Genomic DNA, 19,013 nt, shown 5'->3' with positions numbered 1-19,013 from the left:
CGATATTTGCGACATGATTCAGATAGAGACAATATTCGATATATTAGTGAAAGGCTTTATTATTGGCGTTGTTGTGTCCGCACCCCTCGGTCCGGTGGGCGTATTATGCATCCAGAGGACTCTGAATAAAGGGCGTTGGTACGGATTTGTAACGGGGCTGGGGGCCTCATTGAGCGATATAGCATACGCTTTGCTCACCGGCTACGGAATGAGTTTTGTGTTCGATTATATTAATAAGAATATTTTCTATTTGCAGTTATTGGGGAGTGTCATGCTACTCCTTTTTGGTATATATACCTTTCGTAGCAATCCGGTGCAATCCATTCGTCCGGCTTCGTCCAGCAAAGGCTCTTATTTCCATAATTTTATTACCGCCTTTTTCGTCACTCTATCCAACCCCTTGATAATCTTCCTGTTTATCGGACTTTTTGCCCGCTTTGCCTTTGTGCAGCCGGGAGTCCTGGTGTTTGAAGAGATCACGGGATATCTTGCAATTGCTATAGGAGCATTGACTTGGTGGTTGGGTATCACTTATTTTGTGAATAAGGTGCGCACTAAATTCAATTTACGTGGTATCTGGATACTGAATCGTGTTGTAGGAAGTATCGTAATGCTGGTATCTGTTGCCGGATTGATTTATACTTTGTTGGGAGAGTCACTTTATTAAGAGATAACATAATGAATCAGATAGCACAACAACTGAAAGAGAAGAATATTGCCGAATACCTTATATATATGTGGCAAGAGGAAGACTTGATCCGTGCCAATCATTGTGAACCGGAAGAGATGGAGGCAAATGTAATTGCCCGCTATCCGGAAGAACAGCGGCCTGCCATGCGAGAATGGTATACCAACCTGATTACGATGATGGGCGAGGAAGGAGTACGGGAAAAGGGTCATCTGCAGATTAATAAGAACGTGATTATCAATCTGACAGAGTTGCACAACGCATTGTCCTCTTCTCCTAAATTTCCTTTTTACAGTGCTGCTTATTTCAAGGCATTACCGTTTATCGTAGAATTACGGAATAAAAACGGCAAGAAAGATGAACCCGAACTGGAAACCTGTTTTGAAGCGTTGTATGGAGTACTCCTGCTTCGTCTTCAAAAGAAGTCTATCAGCGAAGGAACTGCCAAGGCAGTGGAGGCTATCACTAGTTTCCTTTCTATGTTGGCAAATTATTATGATAAAGACCGTAAAGGTGAATTAAAACTGGATGAATAAATGAGAATTTTAGTAACGGGTGCCAACGGTCAGCTTGGCAATGAGATGCAGGTGCTTGCGAAAGAGAACCCGCAACATACGTATTATTTCACAGATGTGCAGGAACTCGATATCTGTGACAAGCAAGCTGTGTGGACTTATATGGCAGAGAAGCAGATTGAGCTTGTTGTTAATTGTGCTGCTTATACAGCTGTAGATAAAGCTGAAGATAATAAAGAATTAGCATACAAATTGAATTGTGAAGCACCGAAACAACTGGCAAGTGCGGCCCAAGCCAATGGTGCTGCCATGATACAAGTATCTACTGACTATGTATTTGACGGTACTGCGCATACTCCATACACGGAAGACTGCAATCCTTGCCCGGATTCTGTATACGGCACCACTAAACTGGAAGGAGAAAAGGAGGTAATGAATCACTGCGAGCAAGCAGTCGTTATCCGTACCGCATGGCTCTATTCTATTTTTGGCAATAATTTCGTAAAGACGATGCTTCGTCTTGGAAAAGAGCGTGACAGCCTGGGAGTTGTTTTCGACCAGATCGGGACTCCGACGTATGCCAATGACCTGGCACGGGCCATCTATGCTATTATTAATAAAGGTATTGTTCGCGGTATCTACCATTTCAGCAATGAGGGAGTTTGTTCCTGGTATGATTTCACGGTAGCTATTCATCGTCTGGCAGGAATAACCACCTGCAAAGTGAAACCTTTGCATACAGCCGAATATCCCGCGAAAGCAAACCGCCCGGCATATTCCGTGCTTGATAAAACAAAAATAAAAACAACGTTCGATATAGAGATTCCTCATTGGGAGGAGAGCCTCAAACAATGCTTGATAAAATTAGGAATGAAAAATGAAGAATGAAGAATTTCGATGCGGCTTTATAGATAGCGTAACAATTCTTCTTTCATCATTCATCATTCATCATTCATCATTCATCATTCTTCATTCTTCATTCATATTAATATATGGCAGATAATACAGAAATTTTGAGACGGCGAACGTTCGCCATTATTGCGCATCCGGATGCCGGTAAGACATCATTGACGGAAAAGCTATTGCTTTTCGGAGGTCAGATACAGGTAGCTGGCGCAGTAAAGAGTAATAAGATTAAAAAGACGGCTACGTCCGACTGGATGGAAATCGAGAAACAACGTGGTATTTCGGTAACGACTTCCGTGATGGAATTCGACTATCGGGACTATAAGATTAACATTCTCGATACTCCCGGTCACCAGGACTTTGCTGAAGATACATACCGCACACTGACAGCTGTAGACAGTGTTATCATCGTTGTAGACGGTGCGAAGGGTGTGGAAACACAGACGCGTAAACTGATGGAGGTGTGCCGTATGAGAAAGACTCCGGTAATTATCTTCGTCAACAAAATGGACCGTGAAGGAAAAGACCCGTTCGATTTGCTCGATGAGCTCGAAGAAGAACTGATGATTCAGGTTCGTCCCTTGTCTTGGCCGATAGAGCAGGGAGCACGTTTCAAAGGAGTATACAATATCTACGAACAGAAACTGGACTTGTATCAGCCATCCAAACAGATGGTAACAGAGAAAGTGGCAGTCGATATTCATACGGAAGAACTGGATCAGCAGATTGGTAAGTCGTTGGCAGACAAACTGCGTGGCGATTTGGAACTGATCGAGGGTGTTTATCCGGAATTTGATTCGGAATCCTATTTGGCAGGAGACTGTGCACCTGTATTCTTTGGATCGGCGTTGAACAACTTCGGTGTGCAAGAGTTGCTGAACTGTTTCGTCGAGATAGCTCCCAGCCCTCGTCCTGTACAGGCAGAAGAGCGTGAAGTGAAACCTGACGAACCGAAATTCACCGGCTTCATCTTTAAGATAACTGCCAATATCGATCCTAACCATCGTTCTTGTGTGGCATTCTGTAAGATTTGCTCCGGTAAGTTTGTCCGCAACGCTCCATATACACACGTCCGTCATGGAAAAACAGTGCGTTTTTCATCGCCTACCCAGTTTATGGCACAGCGCAAAACGACGATTGACGAAGCATACGCAGGAGATATTATCGGTCTGCCGGATAATGGTACCTTTAAGATTGGCGATACATTGACAGAGGGTGAACTGCTTCATTTCCGCGGATTGCCGAGCTTCTCGCCGGAAATGTTCAAGTATATCGAGAATGCCGATCCGATGAAACAGAAACAGTTGGCAAAAGGTATCGACCAGTTGATGGATGAAGGTGTGGCACAGCTGTTTGTCAATCAATTCAATGGCCGTAAGATTATTGGTACGGTAGGACAGTTGCAGTTCGAGGTCATTCAGTATCGTTTGTTGAATGAATACAATGCATCCTGTCGCTGGGAGCCGGTAAGCCTTTATAAGGCCTGCTGGGTAGAAAGCGATGATCCGGCGGAGCTGGAAGCCTTCAAGAAACGTAAATACCAGTACATGGCAAAGGATAGAGAAGGACGCGATGTGTTTTTGGCGGACTCCAGTTATGTACTTCAGATGGCTCAAATAGACTTTAAACACATAAAATTCCACTTTACAAGTGAGTTTTAGAACATATTCGTACGATTTTAACTAAAAAATCAGGTAAAAAAAGGAAAAACATATCTCATATAAATGAGTGAAGAGAAATGAAGACACTATCCTGGGATAAAATTCAGCAAGGGGATGAAGAGGCATTCCGGCAGCTTTATGAGCAATATGCAGATTTACTGTATGGATATGGCATGAAGATAGCCGGTGATGATACGCTGGTGACCGAGGCGATACAGTCGTTGTTTGTTTACATCTTTGAGAAAAGAGAAACTTGCGCGGCGCCTCAATCCATACCCGCTTACTTGTGTGTTTCGTTGAGACACATGATAGTGAACGAACTGAAAAAAGAGAATAGTGGATCATTCAAATCACTGGATGAAGTAGGCACAAACGAATATCAGTTTGATCTGGAGATCGATATTGAAACTGCTATTATCCATTCAGAGTTGGAAAAAGAACAGCTGGAAGTTTTGCAGAAAGAGCTGAACAATTTGACAAAGCAACAGCGGGAGGTATTGTATCTTAAGTACTATAAGAAAATGAGTCCGGAAGAAATAGCCCAGGTGATGGGACTCACTTCGCGTACAGTTTATAATACTACTCATATGGCTATATCCAGTCTACGGGAGCGCATGAGCAAATCTTTCTTGTTACTGGTGGCAGCTAATTTGTGGATTTTTAATTGAGGTGAGATATGGAAAAGTGGACAGAATCTTTAGAACAATACCTGGAGGAAGGTAAGCTTCCTCTAGTGGGCGAAATATTTTCCCGTAAGAAAGAAATAGGCGATAAATTAAAGTTGCAGCGCGAAGAAAGCCATAAGATTACCTTAAGCCGGAAAAGAAAACAAAGTGTAGGAAAAAGCTTCTCCTTCTCTTGGGGAGTGGCAGCTGCGGTCGTTCTTCTTTTGGGAGTAGGTAGTTACTTCCTGGCAGAGGAAAAGGTGGTGACGGATAACACTGCAATGAATTATGAATTGCCCGATGGCAGTAGTGTGCAGGTGATGGAAAACTCACGTCTGACTTACAATCATATCACATGGCTTTGGGAGCGTAAGTTGCAATTGTTGGGCAAAGCCTCTTTCAATGTAACCAAAGGCAAGACATTCACCGTCAGCACTGAAGCCGGCGACGTGACGGTACTCGGTACTAAATTCTTGGTCGATCAGCAGGGAAAGAAGATGTTCGTAAACTGTGAGGAAGGAAGCGTGAAAGTTGAGACTGCCGTAGGTAAGCGTACATTGCTTGCCGGTGAAAGTGTGCGTTGCGATGAAACCAAGATTGTGCCAGTAGAAAAAAAGGCGGACGAATCGGAGTTCCCCGAAGTGTTGGGGTATGAAGACGATCCGCTAATAAATGTAGTGGCAGATATTGAGCATATATTTGAAGTAACAGTCGTCGGACATGAGAAATGCGAGGGGCTGACCTACAACGGGACGGTCTTAACGAAAGACCTGAACGCCACACTGGAAAAAGTCTTTGGATCGTGTGGGATCAGTTATCAAATTCGAGGGAAAGAAATTATTTTGCAATAAAAAAAGCCTCTTCTGACTATCCAGAAGAGGCTTTTTTGTTTTTCTTCAAATTTTCTTCATTTTTTCTTGGTAAAAAAACAACAGATGCTTCTCTTTCTAATAGATGAGCTATTTAATGATATTTGAAGAAAACGGTAGAATTGATTAGAAGATTAAATGTTGTAGTAGAAGAAATTAGAAATTATCCGGCAGAAATAAGGCCGGGATTCAGAACAAACAATAGATGTTTTATAGAGAATTACAAGCTAAACTCAAAACAAACAATAGATGCTTTTTATAAAATTTAAATTTAACCCAAAACAAACAATGTTTTAAAAGAAATGCAAACTAGGGCTCAAAGCAAACAATAGACAGCGGCAGATGAATTATTCCTGCCACAAACGTAAGCCGGAAAGATTCCCTCATCGGACGTGATATGAGCTTTAGAGGCTTGTTTTTCCGATTAAACAGACTTAGTTGGCTTAAAAAAAGGGTTTTTCAACTAGACTGCTACGCTAATTAAAAGAATGAAAGCCGTGATGGCCCATGAGAGGTTTAACAAGACCGGTTTTATCTGGTAGTTTAATAGTAGGTTAAGAGAGTATGAAACCAGAAAAGGGCTGAACCGGTCTATCATTGAGTATTTTTATTTAATAATTGTTTTATCAGAATGTGAGAGAAAGTTGAGGGGCTTTCTCTCACATTTTTTTTGTAGGAACGATAGATAGGACGATTTACTATTGGACTATTTACCATTTACTATTTGGGTTGTGCAATAGAAGCAGATAGTAAATAAGATAAATGGGAATTTAGTTTAGATGTGGATGGCACGCTAAATCATAAATCATAAATTATAAATCATAAATCATAAACTTCCCCAGTTTTCCAATCAGAGAAATGACGTTTTTATACATTATATTCCTTTCTTAATTTATTTTATAATAAAAATTTGGTATTTTCGGACGCTTTTTAGACGAACAACTTAAAATACTAATAGTTTATTATATGGAAAATATCGAAACAGCGATCCTGCTGATGGTGGTCGGAATGGCTACCGTGTTTGTTATTCTGCTGATTGTGATTTGTTTAGGTAAGTTGTTGATTACATTAGTCAACAAGTATGCTCCTGAAGAAGTGGTTCCTGTGAAGCGGGAAGCATCGCAAGGTCCTGCCCCTGTTCCGGGAAACATCTTAGCCGCCATTACAGCTGCTGTAAATGTGGTGACACAAGGTAAAGGAAAAATCACTAAAGTAGAAAAATTATAAATCTATAAAGAATATCACTGAAAGACATGAAAAGAGAAGTAAAGTTTAGTTTGGTTTTCCGAGATATGTGGCAATCTGCCGGAAAATACGTACCTCGTGTAGACCAACTCGTAAAGGTAGCTCCTGCCATCATTGAAATGGGCTGTTTTGCCCGCGTAGAAACAAACGGCGGAGGTTTTGAACAGGTAAATTTATTGTTTGGTGAAAACCCGAATAAAGCTGTGCGCGAATGGACAAAACCGTTCCATGAAGCCGGTATTCAAACCCACATGCTCGACCGCGCACTGAACGGACTCCGTATGAGCCCCGTTCCGGCAGACGTCCGCAAATTATTCTACAAAGTAAAGAAAGCACAAGGAACAGACATTACCCGTACGTTCTGCGGATTGAACGACGTGCGTAACATTGCTCCTTCCATCACATACGCAAAGGAAGCAGGCATGATTTCGCAATGCTCGCTTTGCATCACTCATTCGCCTATCCATACCGTAGAGTATTACACCAATATGGCGCTGGAACTCATCAAACTGGGAGCAGACGAAATCTGTATCAAAGACATGGCAGGTATCGGCCGTCCTGTATCGTTAGGTAAGATCGTAGCAAATATCAAGGCGGCACATCCCGAAATCCCCGTTCAGTATCACAGTCATGCAGGTCCCGGATTCAATATGGCAAGTATCCTCGAAGTATGCGAAGCCGGTTGTGACTACATCGACGTAGGCATGGAACCACTATCATGGGGAACAGGCCACGCTGACTTGCTTAGTGTGCAGGCAATGCTGAAAGACGCCGGATATCAAGTGCCCGAAATCAATATGGAAGCCTACATGAAAGTGCGCGGCATGATTCAGGAATTTATGGACGACTTCCTCGGCTTGTATATCAGCCCGAAAAACCGTCTGATGAACTCCTTGCTGATTGCTCCCGGACTTCCCGGCGGTATGATGGGTAGTTTGATGGCCGACCTCGAATCCAATTTGGAATCAATCAATAAATATAAGGCAAAACACAATCTGCCGTTTATGACGCAAGACCAGTTGCTCATCAAGCTCTTTGATGAAGTAGCTTACGTATGGCCTCGTGTCGGTTATCCTCCATTGGTGACTCCGTTCAGCCAATACGTGAAGAACCTCGCCATGATGAATGTGATGGCCATGGAAAAAGGAAAAGAACGTTGGGGAATGATTGCCGATGATATTTGGGATATGATTCTGGGTAAAGCCGGACGTCTGCCGGGCAAACTTGCTCCCGAAATCATTGAAAAGGCAGAACGTGAAGGACGTAAGTTCTTTGAAGGTGATCCGCAGAATAATTATCCCGATGCCCTCGACAAATATCGCAAACTGATGAAAGAGAACAAATGGGAAGTGGGACAGGACGACGAAGAACTCTTCGAATATGCTATGCACCCGGCTCAATATGAGGCTTACAAGAGTGGCAAAGCAAAAGAAGACTTCCTGGAAGACGTAGCCAAACGTCGTGCCGAAAAAGATAAATCTCCGGAAGAAGATGCCAAACCGAAGACACTGACCGTACAAGTGGACGGACAGGCTTATCGTGTGACGGTAGCATACGGTGATGCCGAACTACCTGTTGCTCCTGCAGGTGCTGCCGCTGCTCCGGCAGGAGAGGGTAAAGAAGTACTTTCTCCGTTGGAAGGCAAGTTCTTCTTAGTGAAAGGTGCGCAGGAAACTCCTTTGCAAGTAGGTGACACTGTGAAAGAAGGTGATGTAATCTGCTATGTAGAAGCGATGAAGACCTACAATGCCATCCGTGCAGAGTTTGGCGGTACAGTGACTGCTATCTGTGTCAACCCGGGAGATGCTGTTTCAGAAGATGACGTATTAATGAAGATAGGATAATGAACGAAATATTTGAGAACTTATATGACATGACTGCGTTCAGCAATATCATTGCCGAACCGCAGTTCCTGATAATGTATGCCATCGCGTTCGTTCTGCTCTATTTGGGTATTAAGAAACAGTACGAGCCGTTGCTGCTTGTCCCTATCGCTTTCGGTGTGTTGCTAGCCAACTTCCCCGGAGGAGATATGGGCGTGATTCAGGCCGACGAAAATGGTATGGTAATGGTAAACGGAGTGTTGAAGAACATCTGGGAAATGCCTTTGCATGACATTGCCCACGAACTGGGAATCATGAACTTCATCTATTATATGTTGATTAAAACAGGTTTCCTGCCTCCGATCATCTTTATGGGTGTCGGTGCGCTGACGGACTTCGGGCCGATGTTGCGTAACCTGCATCTTTCTATATTCGGTGCAGCTGCACAGTTGGGTATCTTTACCGTATTGCTGGTAGCCATCCTGATGGGATTCACTCCACAGGAAGCCGCTTCTCTGGGCATTATCGGTGGCGCGGATGGTCCGACAGCCATCTTTACTACCATCAAACTGGCGCCGCATTTGCTGGGCCCGATTGCCATTGCCGCTTATTCGTACATGGCGCTCGTTCCGGTGATTATTCCGCTGGTAGTGAAGCTGTTCTGTACGAAGAAAGAGTTGAGCATCAACATGAAAGAACAGGAAAAGAAGTACCCTTCGAAGACTGAAATCAAGAACCTGCGTGTGTTGAAGATTATCTTCCCGATTGTGGTAACTACTATTGTTGCCCTCTTCGTGCCAAGTGCAGTGCCTTTGGTGGGTATGTTGATGTTTGGTAACCTGGTGAAAGAAATCGGAACCAACACATTCCGCTTGTTCGATGCCGCTTCCAATAGCATCATGAATGCTGCCACCATCTTCCTCGGACTGTCCGTAGGAGCAACGATGACAGCCGAAGCATTCCTCAACTGGACAACAATCGGTATTGTGATCGGTGGATTCCTTGCATTTGCACTTTCTATAACCGGTGGTATTTTCTTTGTGAAACTGGTAAATCTCTTCTCGAAGAAGAAAATCAATCCGCTTATCGGCGCTACTGGTTTGAGTGCCGTTCCGATGGCGAGCCGTGTAGCCAATGAGATTGCTTTGAAATACGATCCGAAGAATCACGTATTGCAGTATTGCATGGCAAGCAACATCTCCGGAGTAATCGGTTCTGCCGTGGCTGCGGGTGTGTTGATCTCCTTCCTTGCGTAAGCGAGGAGAATCTTCATCATTGAAGATCTTATTTCTTCATGGAGAAATACTTTTTATACATTCAAGTTTGGCAGACTCATTTGATAACGCTACCTTTGTGAGTAATGTATAACAGTAAAAACGGAAAGCGTATGAGCACAATGTCATTAGAGGCGGAAAAGAATGCACTGATTCGTCAGATTCTGGATGTGGATGATATAGCTATCCTGAAAAAGATAAGATCAATGTTGAATCATGAAGAAGAACAGGTGAGGGTGGTTGCTGAAGAGGCAACTCCTTATCGGACAAAGACCGAAATTCTGGAAAGCCTTGATGAGGCGTGCAAGGAATTGAAGTTGAATCTGGAAGGTAAGCTGGATTTTAAGCCAGCGGAGGATTTGCTGGATGAGTTGTGATATAACGTATTCTCCTCGTTTTGCGAGAGAATTGAAAAAATTGAGCAAACATTACAAATCTCTGAAGTTGGATTATGCCAATTTATTGGAATCTCTGAAAGCGAATCCTGAACAAGGAGTCAGTTTGGGGAATAATCTTCGTAAGGTTCGCATGGCCATTACTTCGAAGAATAAAGGAAAGAGCGGAGGTGCGCGAGTGATAACCTATACGGTGATTCTGACAGAGATAGATTCGGAAATAAAGTTGCTTACTATCTATGACAAGTCCGAATGTGAAAGTTTGACAGATAAGGAAATAGAAGATATCCTGAAGCAAAACGGTATTTTGTAGTCCTTATGATATAAAAAGAAATCGTCCTGTTTCACGGTTACGTGATAACAGGACGATTTCTTTTATAAGACTAAGACTTTGTGAACAAGTTTCTTTTGTTTCTAAATTTATTCACTGATAACCTTTCTGTATTCCGCTACCGCCATCTTTTCCGACAGATATGCATTAATCAGATTGGTGTGCGCCTGCGTCCATGACAATTGTGCGGAGAGTACATCCACCATGTTTGCCTTTCCCTCATTATACGAGAAAGAAACCAAATCAAGATTTTCATTAGCCAGACTCATAGTTTCTTTGGCGGTTTTCACTTGATATTCCGTTTCCGTCAGTTTGGTCAGGGCGGCAGAAAGTTCCTCGTTGATATTATCCGTCACATAACTTTGTTGCAGTTTCTGTATGCCGATATACGCTTTCTGCTGACGGTTTGTTTTAAACCGGGCTCCCCAACGGAAGATCGGTATATTCAGGTTAATGCCGACGATGGGATTGAAAGAAACATCATAACCGAGGTTAGGTGTAGCTGTAGCCCATCCACCGCTGAAATACATATTCAATTGCGGGTTGAACTGGCTAAGAGCCGCTTTGCGTTGCGCCTGACTTTTCATGATATTCACCTCCGTACTTTCGTAATCCGCGCGACGTTGCAGTACATTCTCTAGAGAAAGGATCTGCACCGGAGCGGAAGCCGTGTCAATCGTGTACAGACTGTCTACGGGATTGTTCGGCTCTTCTCCCATCAGGATATTCAGCTTTTGCAGCGCCAGGGTATAATTCTGACGCGCCTTGATATATTGCAATTCCGCTTCTTTCAACCGGGTGGAAATCATTAATAAGTCCGTGCGACTAATCATACCGTCGTTAAAACGATCCTGAATGATGTCATACTGTTGCTTCACAATACTTTGATACTTGTCCGCCGCCTGCAACATAGCCTGTGAAGCAGAAGCATTCCAATAAACTGCATCGCTCTGATAATGAATCTGGTCGATGGTAAGCTCCTCATTTAGTTGATTCAGCTTTTCGTCCGCTTTGGCAATCTTGTGCTGGGCGTTGAGTGCCCCGCCCGTGTACAACGGTTGTGAGACGATAAATACACCTTGATAGGTGTGGTTGCGGTATTCGCCTACCGGTTCGTTCCAGGCATTAAGGTCGCTCATGTTGAGGGTCCCGTCCGCATTGACATCAATTTTTGGCAAGAATCCCGTGTGAGCAATCTTTCGTGCTTCCGTACTTGCCATTGTCTTTAGTTTCTGTTGCTTCAGAATCTGACTGTAAGCTTCCACTTTATCCCGGTAAGCTTCCCGGCTAAGATAGGGCTGCTGTGCTCCGGCTGTGAGGCCAAGGAGCAGCAGAGACAGAGTTATAAGTTGAGTTTTCATTTTATTCAATCTATACAATAAATTCAAGTTTCATATAAGAGAAGGCAATTAACCTTTGATTCTTTGAATGGCACAATAAGCTACCGGAAGAACAAACAATGTCAGTGCCGAAGCCACCAACAAACCTCCCATAATCGTAGCCGCCATACCGCCGAACATCGCGTCGAACAACAATGGCAACATACCCAGAATGGTAGTGCCGGACGCCATCGCTACGGGGACAATACGACTCGTTGTAGCACTGACAACAGCATCCAACGGTTTTTTGCCCGTTTTTGCCTCCAGATCAATCTGTTCCACCAGTACAATCGCATTTTTGATATTCATCCCAATCAGTCCGAGCAAACCAAGGATGGAGAAGAAGTCGAACGACTTGCCTAGCAACACCAATCCCAAAACGATACCGATAAAAATAAGCGGTAACATCAACAAGATCACTGTCGGCTTACGATACGTCCTGAACAAGAACAACAGCGTGACGAACATCAGGAAGAACGTCAACGGTAAATTTTTGGCCAACGCCTCGTTAGACTCCACCTGACTTTCCTGCTCCCCGAAATACTTCATCGTATACCCCTCCGGCACTTTAATCTCTTTCTGCACCAGCGGCCAAACCTCATTGAAAGCAGCAATCGCATTCACTCCGCGACGCGGATCGCATTGCGCCATCATCACCATTTGCCGGTTGTAATTCTTCACATTTGAGAAACGATATTGGAAATCAAATTCCGATACCACCTGTTCCAGACTGGTCGTTTCATTCCCCGTGCCGAACACAGGCAACGTGCGCAGGTCATTGATGCGGAACGAATCCACCGTGTTATCCTTCAATAAGATAGGAAGCACCTGATCGCCCTGCCGGTACTCTCCAAGCGTCATACCTGTGGTTCCGATCTGTATACTTTGTGCCATTCCCTGACGCGATACCCCTAACGGTTGCGCCCGTTCGGGACTATATACAGGCTTCCATACAGGAACTTTATTTCCCCACGAATTGCGCACATTGATTAAATCCGGATTCCGGTGCATAATCTCCAAAGCCTGATTGGTGAGCGCCACAAGCGTGTCTACATTCGGACCGATAAACCCGATTTCGATAGCAGCATCCACCGCAGGCGACAGTTTAAACAGACTGGTACGGGTAATCGCATTCGGATAATTCGCCTTCATGTACGCGTCGAAATCTTCCTCATACTCTTTCGTATATTTACTGTCCGTCAATTCAACCAATACATTGGCAAAATTCGGTTTCGGCCCTACCGAAGTAGAAGCCAGATAATACCTTAACGGCGTGCTGCCGAAGGTGATCGATACTTTCTTCACTTCCGGCTGCTTTGCCAGATGCTCTTCTACGGATTTCATCTCTTTCACTACATCATTGATGCTATACCCGTCGGGATAAAACACGTCCGCCCGGAAATAAGGCTTATCGAGAGAAGGGAAGAAGTTTTGCGGCATCATTCCCATGATAACCAGCGAAGCAACAAAGAGCACTACCATCGAACCCAGTGTCAATGTTTTCCTGCGAATCAGCGTGCGGAGGATGGAGGCGAATTTGTGATAGAACGGTTTGTCATACGGGTCTTTCGTGCCGTCCTTTGCTTTCGCTTTCAGGATGAAATTACCGAAAACAGTGGTCTGCGTCAGCGCGAGCACCCAGCTCAATCCCAGTGAGATGGCAAGCACCACAAAAAGCGGTTTCACGATTTCCGCCACGGCAGAAGGAGCAAGGTAGAGCGGGAGGAACGAACAGATAGCGATGAACGTAGCCCCAAGCAATCCCCATTGCGGACCGGTTGCGCCGTCTATCAGCGCTTTCCGCCGGTCTACTCCGCGGGCGATGGCAATCTGTGCGTTGTCCGTTACCACGATGGCGTTATCCACCAGCATCCCCATGGCGATGATAAATCCCGCCAATGATGTACGGTTCAGCCCGACACCGAAGAAAGACATGATAAGCAATGTGCCGCCAATAGAGAAAATCAGTGACGAGCCGATCAGCACACCTGCGCGCAAACCCATCACCAACATGATAATCACAATAACAATCAGAATCGATTCGATCAGATTGATGATAAATCCGTTGTTGGCTTCGTTGGCAATTTCGTTCTCCAGATACAGGCTTTGCAGTTCCAGTCCTACAGGCATCAGTGGCAACAATTCGTCCAGTTTGGCTTTCACGTTCTTGCCCGTCTGCACCACGTCCCGTTGCGGGTCGGTGGAGACGCCGATGCCGATGGCACGTTTGCCGTTCACGTGCATGATATTGGATGGAGGGTCCATGTACCCTTTTTCGATGACGGCGATATCGCCCAGTTTCACTTGTCCGGCTTTGGTGGTAATCACCTGGTTGCGGATATCGTCTACGGTGGTATACATACCGTTGGCAGTCACCCGGAGCTGTTGCTCGCCGGCACGGATTTCTCCGGTATTGATAATCTGGTTCTGCGATTGCAACAGACTGGCAAGCTGTTTCGGGTCGATGCCCATACCTACGAGCTTATTGGTGGAAATAAAAATATTGACCACCTCCGTCTGCGTCCCGAACAGGGCGACTTTCATCACCCCGTCCGCCGTCACTACCTGCGTCTTGATCCGTTCCGCCCAGTTGCGCATCTCTTCGTATGTGTAACCGTCGTCCGCCGTCAGACCGTAATAGATACCGAACACGTCGCCGAAATCATCGGAAACCGTCGGTGCGGAAGCACCGCTCGGCAACTGTGGCTGTATATTTAGCACCTTCCGTCGCAACTCATCCCACTTCTGCGGAATGGAGCTTGCCGACAAGGAAGGTTGCAACTCGAATGTGATTTTTGAGAGCCCGTACATCGATTCCGATTTTATCTTGTACACACCGCTCATACTTTGAATCTCACGAGAGATAGGCTCGGTAATCAACCGCTCCACTTCTGCCGGTTCGGCACCCGGATAGCGGGTCATAATAACCGCCGACTTTATGACGAAAGGAGCATCCTCTTTCTTACCCAGCTTGCCGAAGGAAGTGATTCCCCCAATCAGCAATACAGCAAGAAAGAAATAGATGATTTTCGTATTATCTAATGAATATTTGGCTAAACTCATAATAAATGATCGTTGATAATTGATGAATGACAGCGGATAAATGATACTTAATCATTTATCAACTATCACCTGTCAACAGTTGTGATAGATTCTCCTTCTACTAGTTGGTATACGCCTGCTATGACGATTTTTTCACCGGGTTTCAAACCTTCCGAGATGAGCGCCTGTGCTTCTCCGGTCGGGGCGTTGACGGTCACTTCCCGTTTGTGGACTTTGTTGTCTTCTACCACCCAGACATACATTTTATTCCCTTCGCTTTCGCCGAATACGGCACTAAGCGGTACAATCGTCCAGCTATCCTGCACCAACGGACCTACATCTGCCGTGAAACGGATGCTGCACGTGAAACCGGGTTTCACAGCATACAGATCGCGGTCGAATGACGGATCGTCAATCGTGATGCTGACCGGAATTCCTGTGCCATCCGTAGAAATATCAAGATATTCTTCCAGTTTCGCTTGAAACACGTGTCCTTTAAATGTGTCGAACTCTACAAGGAAACGCGGGTCTTTGGCGCGCAACAAATAAAGATACGCATCCGGAATGGTGAATTTGATACGCAGATTGTGTGTATTGACAAGCTGCACGATACCCTCACCGGAGTTGACACGCTGATAGTTTTCCACCAGTCGTTTTTCGATAGAACCGTCGAAAGGAGCTGTTAGCTTGGTGTCGCGCATATTGTTGGCAGACAGTTCGTATTCAGACTTCGCCTTCTGGAAGTTGGCGAGGCTGATTTCATATTCCTGTACGGAGATTGCTTGCCGGGAGAGGAGCCGTTTGTTACGTTCCACTTGTGCCGAAGCCGTTTCGTATGCCGATTTCGTAGCGGCATATTGCAACGCAATGTCTCTGGGGTCGATAGCTGCGATGAGTTGTCCTTTTTTCACTTTCTGTCCTTCGATGACAGGAAGCTGGATGATTTGTCCGTTGACCCGGAAAGCCAGCTTCACATATTCCACCGCTTCCACGATTCCCGAGAAATCTTTTCTGATAATCGATCTTGACTCGACAATCGTAGTCTTTACAGGACGTGCAGTTGTCGTTGTCGTTTCTTTTTTCTGTCCGCAGCCAGCCAGCAAGATTGCAGCCGCCAGGACGAATCCAAATTTCTTTTTCATATACCACGTTGATGTTTAGAGGTTTTGCGTTGATAAATAGCGAATAATATACTAAAACAACTCTTGTTTATTTATGTTCAATATTCCTATCTTTTCATATCCTGCCTCTTAACCTTTATATGGAACACAAAAAAAACGGGAACTTTACCGTTTCTAAGGTAAAATTCCCGTCCAACTCTTTTGTTTCATTTTACATCATCAGGTTCTGACCTCCAATGACGCCTGCAATAGCAGTAGCAACCGCAATGACGACTTTTAAAATCGTATTCCAAATGGATTTCTTCATAATTCAACACCTCCTTTCCATACCACACTATCCTCTATCACCTACTATATTACGCTGCCGGATCAGGCGCTTCCTGACCACCGCCGCCCGGTTTGTCATCACCCGAACCTCCGGTGTTGCCACCGCCTCCCGCTCCCAGTGCTTTCGTCAACTGGTTGACGTGGATATATGACGCTCCCTGAATCAGCGCACGGGTAATATTTCCACCGGCATCCCGCGTATATTCCGGGGTAAACTGGCAACGCAATCCCGTGATTTGTGCCGGACTAACATCGGCTTCCGCATCCACCCCCTTGCAGCGTGACTGGCACACCATGGTAAATGTGCCCAATCCTTCGAGCTTCACTGTCCTGCTGTTGAGCAACTGCTCGCGCATCACTGCCATCAGGTTTCGGATCACGTTGTGCACGTCACCGGCCGTCAGTGATGACCGTTCGGCAATCGTTTCGCCAATCATTTGCGTATCCACTACGTTTCCCATTTTAATCAGGCAGGGATGCCATTTCTTCTTTTTGTCCTTCGATGCGATATTGGACTGAACCGCTTTGTAAATCAACATACTGATTTCCTCCTTTTTAAGTGAATAAATAAGATTTTATTGAGTCAGTAAACGAACGTTTTCTGTCTCTTTTACAGTAGCAAAGATACCCCAACCGGCAGGGGAGGAAACATGAAACGGTATCTGCCGGTAAGTGAAGGCAAACGCTTGAATATCTGTGTATTTGCTTGCATTTCTACGCAAAAAACAGTATCTTTACATGACGTAAATAATAAATTAAAAGAAGAAAATCTATGAAGAAAACGGAATTGGCATTACTCTATATGCCGTATGCAAGTGCCGATGTGGCAAGAAGACATTTAAATAAATGTATCCGCCGAAACCGGGAGTTGCTGGAGGCTCTCGAAGCTACCGGCTGGGCGTTTTGGATACATTGGCTCACACCGTTGCAGGTGGAGCTGATTGAGAAGTATTTGGGAGAGCCTTAATCCCTAAATCCATCCCTCTGACGAGAATAAGTCTTTGGCTCCCTTCCACGGTTGCACCTGCATGCCCGGTTCGGGTGGCGGCGTACAAGGGGAATATCTTCCGTTGGTTACATCGTAGCAGAACGCTGCGTTTCCCTTTGTTCCGAAATTACGGAAACGGGTTTTCTCGACGTGTATATACACGATCCCCATTTCATCTTGACGGTCTACCACTATTCCGTAGTCCGTCATGTTGAAAAAGTTGGCCGAGCCGTTGATGTCATACATGGTGGGAACTTCCGTTTTCTGCGTGCCGTATTGCTTGTTCATCTTTCTCGGATGCGCCACCAGAATGACGAGGCAGGAGTTGAGCCGGGCAAAACGTGCCAGACTATTCATGAATGAACCGATATACCCTGTCTCCGTCATGCCTGCCGGGATCTGATGGTTGATGTAATTGTACGGGTCGATGACAAACACACGGATGCCGTGACGGTGTACCAGTTCGCGTGCCTTCGACAAGACGTTGCCCAGTGTGAAATCCCCGTCCGGGAGAATGTGCCAGACGCGTTGCGAAAGATAATCCACTACGCGGGCGAATTCCTCCTCCGTAGAGAAATCTTTGCGGAAACGGTGTCCCAGCAGTTTCTCCGCCAGTTTGGCATGATGATACTCGATTGGCGTGTTCTCCGGACTGAAATATCCCGCTCGCCAATCTTGGCGGGTGCAGAGCCGGAGCACTATCTCATCCACAAAGTCCGATTTGCCATGTCCGGGAATACCGGTGACGGTGAGCACCCGCCCCGTTTCCAGCCTCATGATTTCGTCCAGATTCGGTATTCCCAATTCCACGCCCGAGGTATATCCCTCTTCAAACAGTTGGTGCAATCCCTCCCGTAAGTCTTCTGCCGTAAACGTACCTTCCAGGCGGGGGATGGGCGCGTCCTCCAGTGCCTTCAGTAGTGCGTCCGGGCCTTCCGCCACGAGCAGTTCGTTGGCGTCCTTGTATGCTTCGCCGTAGGTGACGATACGGCAGCGGTCTACCCCCAGCCGTCGGGAGAGCTCCCGGCACAGTTCCCGTCCCTTGCGGTCGGTGTCCACCGACAGATAAATCACTTGTTTCTGCTCGAAATGAGATTCCGACAATTCGTCCAGCCAGTCCAGTTGACTGTTGGCACCGTTCGGCACAGAAATGACATCCGTCCGGCCGACAGCCATGTAGGAGAGAGCATCAAATTCCCCTTCCACGAGGATGCACTCCGGCGTGTCGCGGATGGCGTCGATGTTGTAAGGGATGGTGCGCGCTCCTTGCAGCAATTTGAAGTGCTTTTGTGAGTCGCGGAACTTCGTGTTCACCAATTCCCCGTTTTCAAAAAAGTTGAAGCAGAGACAGTCCCTCTTTTCCCAACCTTTCTCCTTTCCGGATATAGGCATCGAGATGGAGGCGAAAGCCACGCCAGCTTCCACCAATACTTCCGGCGGAATGTGGCGGACGTCACGACACCATTCAATTTGCTTCTGTGTGAGTGCCCCTTGCTCTGGGTCGCCGTGCGGCTTTTCAGTGGGCGGACAACTGGAGTTGCTACCTGTTGCCGTTGGAAATTCGACCAACGGATCACCCAGCTTTCTGCCTTTTCCGGCGTATATGGCTGCCGAACCGTGTGCGCCGCAGTAGTGGCACAAATACAGTTTGGTATCGAGGTTGACACTTAGTGATTTATCACGCTTATCCGTCCGTTGGGCATGACACCAGGGACATTTTGTTTTCATTTTGCCGCTTGTGCGACCGTGGGTATCAATACCCAGTTCTTTGAATCTATCCATAT

At 45.7% G+C, this 19,013-nt stretch carries 19 protein-coding genes; 12 read left to right on the top strand and 7 right to left on the bottom strand.

What is annotated here, in order from left to right; all coding sequences use genetic code 11:
* The first annotated feature begins 13 nt into the window (after window positions 1-13).
* The 11 genes from DW173_RS06465 to DW173_RS06415 all read left to right on the top strand — a co-directional run bounded on the left by DW173_RS06465 (window position 14) and on the right by DW173_RS06415 (window position 10,354).
* Entirely contained in the window at window positions 14-667 is a 654-nt protein-coding gene (locus tag DW173_RS06465) for a LysE family translocator (protein WP_004314184.1), read from the top strand.
* 11 nt (window positions 668-678) lie between these two features.
* On the top strand, window positions 679-1,224 hold the full coding sequence (locus DW173_RS06460; RefSeq protein ID WP_008651846.1) for a DUF4924 family protein: 546 nt from the start codon (window positions 679-681) through the stop codon (window positions 1,222-1,224).
* Window positions 1,225-2,091: a dTDP-4-dehydrorhamnose reductase gene (rfbD, locus tag DW173_RS06455; protein WP_120144054.1), complete on the top strand. Its 867-nt coding sequence runs from the start codon at window positions 1,225-1,227 to the stop codon at window positions 2,089-2,091. It abuts the gene before it with no gap.
* A 104-nt stretch (window positions 2,092-2,195) separates the two neighbouring features.
* Complete coding sequence (locus tag DW173_RS06450) at window positions 2,196-3,770, top strand: peptide chain release factor 3 (RefSeq protein WP_004321529.1); 1,575 nt, start codon at window positions 2,196-2,198, stop codon at window positions 3,768-3,770.
* 77 nt (window positions 3,771-3,847) lie between these two features.
* A complete protein-coding gene (locus DW173_RS06445) occupies window positions 3,848-4,438 on the top strand; it encodes an RNA polymerase sigma factor (RefSeq protein WP_004300948.1) in 591 nt (196 codons plus the stop codon).
* Window positions 4,439-4,446: 8 nt separating this feature from the next.
* Window positions 4,447-5,286, top strand: coding sequence for a FecR family protein (locus DW173_RS06440; RefSeq protein ID WP_120144053.1), 840 nt, complete (start codon window positions 4,447-4,449; stop codon window positions 5,284-5,286).
* A gap of 984 nt (window positions 5,287-6,270) precedes the next feature.
* On the top strand, window positions 6,271-6,531 hold the full coding sequence (locus DW173_RS06435) for an OadG family protein (protein WP_004311386.1): 261 nt from the start codon (window positions 6,271-6,273) through the stop codon (window positions 6,529-6,531).
* A gap of 26 nt (window positions 6,532-6,557) precedes the next feature.
* Entirely contained in the window at window positions 6,558-8,393 is a 1,836-nt protein-coding gene (locus tag DW173_RS06430; protein ID WP_008774794.1) for a biotin/lipoyl-containing protein, read from the top strand.
* Window positions 8,393-9,628: a sodium ion-translocating decarboxylase subunit beta gene (locus DW173_RS06425; RefSeq protein WP_004300937.1), complete on the top strand. Its 1,236-nt coding sequence runs from the start codon at window positions 8,393-8,395 to the stop codon at window positions 9,626-9,628. The genes DW173_RS06430 and DW173_RS06425 overlap by 1 nt, the downstream gene beginning before the upstream one ends.
* 131 nt (window positions 9,629-9,759) lie before the next feature.
* A complete protein-coding gene (locus DW173_RS06420) occupies window positions 9,760-10,023 on the top strand; it encodes a hypothetical protein (protein ID WP_049703533.1) in 264 nt (87 codons plus the stop codon).
* Window positions 10,013-10,354 carry a hypothetical protein gene (locus DW173_RS06415; protein WP_008025994.1) on the top strand — a complete coding sequence of 114 codons (342 nt, stop codon included), beginning with the start codon at window positions 10,013-10,015 and terminating at the stop codon, window positions 10,352-10,354. Before DW173_RS06420 ends, DW173_RS06415 begins: the two co-directional genes overlap by 11 nt.
* 107 nt (window positions 10,355-10,461) lie before the next feature.
* On the opposite strand, the gene DW173_RS06410 is transcribed toward DW173_RS06415, so the two are convergent.
* From DW173_RS06410 to DW173_RS23780, 6 genes are all read right to left on the bottom strand, one after another.
* Window positions 10,462-11,733 carry a TolC family protein gene (locus DW173_RS06410; RefSeq protein ID WP_004321526.1) on the bottom strand — a complete coding sequence of 424 codons (1,272 nt, stop codon included), beginning with the start codon at window positions 11,731-11,733 and terminating at the stop codon, window positions 10,462-10,464.
* A 48-nt stretch (window positions 11,734-11,781) separates the two neighbouring features.
* Entirely contained in the window at window positions 11,782-14,814 is a 3,033-nt protein-coding gene (locus tag DW173_RS06405; RefSeq protein WP_118195807.1) for an efflux RND transporter permease subunit, read from the bottom strand.
* A gap of 65 nt (window positions 14,815-14,879) precedes the next feature.
* Window positions 14,880-15,935: an efflux RND transporter periplasmic adaptor subunit gene (locus tag DW173_RS06400; RefSeq protein WP_004304417.1), complete on the bottom strand. Its 1,056-nt coding sequence runs from the start codon at window positions 15,933-15,935 to the stop codon at window positions 14,880-14,882.
* A 190-nt stretch (window positions 15,936-16,125) separates the two neighbouring features.
* Entirely contained in the window at window positions 16,126-16,221 is a 96-nt protein-coding gene (locus DW173_RS23785) for a smalltalk protein (RefSeq protein WP_149939068.1), read from the bottom strand.
* A 49-nt stretch (window positions 16,222-16,270) separates the two neighbouring features.
* Window positions 16,271-16,780, bottom strand: coding sequence for an HU family DNA-binding protein (locus tag DW173_RS06395; RefSeq protein ID WP_004327018.1), 510 nt, complete (start codon window positions 16,778-16,780; stop codon window positions 16,271-16,273).
* A 36-nt stretch (window positions 16,781-16,816) separates the two neighbouring features.
* Window positions 16,817-16,963, bottom strand: a complete 147-nt coding sequence (locus tag DW173_RS23780) for a hypothetical protein (RefSeq protein WP_008771318.1) — start codon at window positions 16,961-16,963, stop codon at window positions 16,817-16,819.
* Between the two features lie 50 nt (window positions 16,964-17,013).
* Between DW173_RS23780 and DW173_RS06390 the strand changes: the two genes are divergently transcribed.
* Window positions 17,014-17,208 carry a DUF4248 domain-containing protein gene (locus tag DW173_RS06390; RefSeq protein ID WP_004304415.1) on the top strand — a complete coding sequence of 65 codons (195 nt, stop codon included), beginning with the start codon at window positions 17,014-17,016 and terminating at the stop codon, window positions 17,206-17,208.
* A gap of 3 nt (window positions 17,209-17,211) precedes the next feature.
* Here DW173_RS06390 and DW173_RS06385 read toward each other — a convergent pair whose 3' ends face one another.
* On the bottom strand, window positions 17,212-19,011 hold the full coding sequence (locus DW173_RS06385) for a toprim domain-containing protein (RefSeq protein ID WP_117683582.1): 1,800 nt from the start codon (window positions 19,009-19,011) through the stop codon (window positions 17,212-17,214).
* Window positions 19,012-19,013: the final 2 nt, after the last annotated feature.

It is taken from the genome of Bacteroides sp. AM16-13 (genome assembly GCF_003602705.1).
Classification (GTDB): domain Bacteria; phylum Bacteroidota; class Bacteroidia; order Bacteroidales; family Bacteroidaceae; genus Bacteroides; species Bacteroides xylanisolvens.
Note: the sequence above shows the minus strand (reverse complement) of the source record. Positions and strands in the feature narration are given on the sequence as shown.

Excerpts from the sequence above, each read along its gene's own strand:
- DW173_RS06435 (WP_004311386.1), top strand. The coding sequence starts at position 6,271 with ATGGAAAATATCGAAACAGCGATCCTGCTGATGGTGGTCGGAATGGCT.
- DW173_RS06425 (WP_004300937.1), top strand. The coding sequence starts at position 8,393 with ATGAACGAAATATTTGAGAACTTATATGACATGACTGCGTTCAGCAAT.
- DW173_RS06460 (WP_008651846.1), top strand. The coding sequence starts at position 679 with ATGAATCAGATAGCACAACAACTGAAAGAGAAGAATATTGCCGAATAC.
- DW173_RS06400 (WP_004304417.1), bottom strand. The coding sequence starts at position 15,935 with ATGAAAAAGAAATTTGGATTCGTCCTGGCGGCTGCAATCTTGCTGGCT.
- DW173_RS06395 (WP_004327018.1), bottom strand. The coding sequence starts at position 16,780 with ATGTTGATTTACAAAGCGGTTCAGTCCAATATCGCATCGAAGGACAAA.
- DW173_RS06440 (WP_120144053.1), top strand. The coding sequence starts at position 4,447 with ATGGAAAAGTGGACAGAATCTTTAGAACAATACCTGGAGGAAGGTAAG.
- DW173_RS06430 (WP_008774794.1), top strand. The coding sequence starts at position 6,558 with ATGAAAAGAGAAGTAAAGTTTAGTTTGGTTTTCCGAGATATGTGGCAA.
- DW173_RS06385 (WP_117683582.1), bottom strand. The coding sequence starts at position 19,011 with ATGGATAGATTCAAAGAACTGGGTATTGATACCCACGGTCGCACAAGC.
- DW173_RS06390 (WP_004304415.1), top strand. The coding sequence starts at position 17,014 with ATGAAGAAAACGGAATTGGCATTACTCTATATGCCGTATGCAAGTGCC.
- DW173_RS23785 (WP_149939068.1), bottom strand. The coding sequence starts at position 16,221 with ATGAAGAAATCCATTTGGAATACGATTTTAAAAGTCGTCATTGCGGTT.
- DW173_RS06465 (WP_004314184.1), top strand. The coding sequence starts at position 14 with ATGATTCAGATAGAGACAATATTCGATATATTAGTGAAAGGCTTTATT.
- DW173_RS06415 (WP_008025994.1), top strand. The coding sequence starts at position 10,013 with ATGAGTTGTGATATAACGTATTCTCCTCGTTTTGCGAGAGAATTGAAA.
- rfbD (WP_120144054.1), top strand. The coding sequence starts at position 1,225 with ATGAGAATTTTAGTAACGGGTGCCAACGGTCAGCTTGGCAATGAGATG.
- DW173_RS06420 (WP_049703533.1), top strand. The coding sequence starts at position 9,760 with ATGAGCACAATGTCATTAGAGGCGGAAAAGAATGCACTGATTCGTCAG.
- DW173_RS06405 (WP_118195807.1), bottom strand. The coding sequence starts at position 14,814 with ATGAGTTTAGCCAAATATTCATTAGATAATACGAAAATCATCTATTTC.
- DW173_RS06450 (WP_004321529.1), top strand. The coding sequence starts at position 2,196 with ATGGCAGATAATACAGAAATTTTGAGACGGCGAACGTTCGCCATTATT.
- DW173_RS06445 (WP_004300948.1), top strand. The coding sequence starts at position 3,848 with ATGAAGACACTATCCTGGGATAAAATTCAGCAAGGGGATGAAGAGGCA.
- DW173_RS06410 (WP_004321526.1), bottom strand. The coding sequence starts at position 11,733 with ATGAAAACTCAACTTATAACTCTGTCTCTGCTGCTCCTTGGCCTCACA.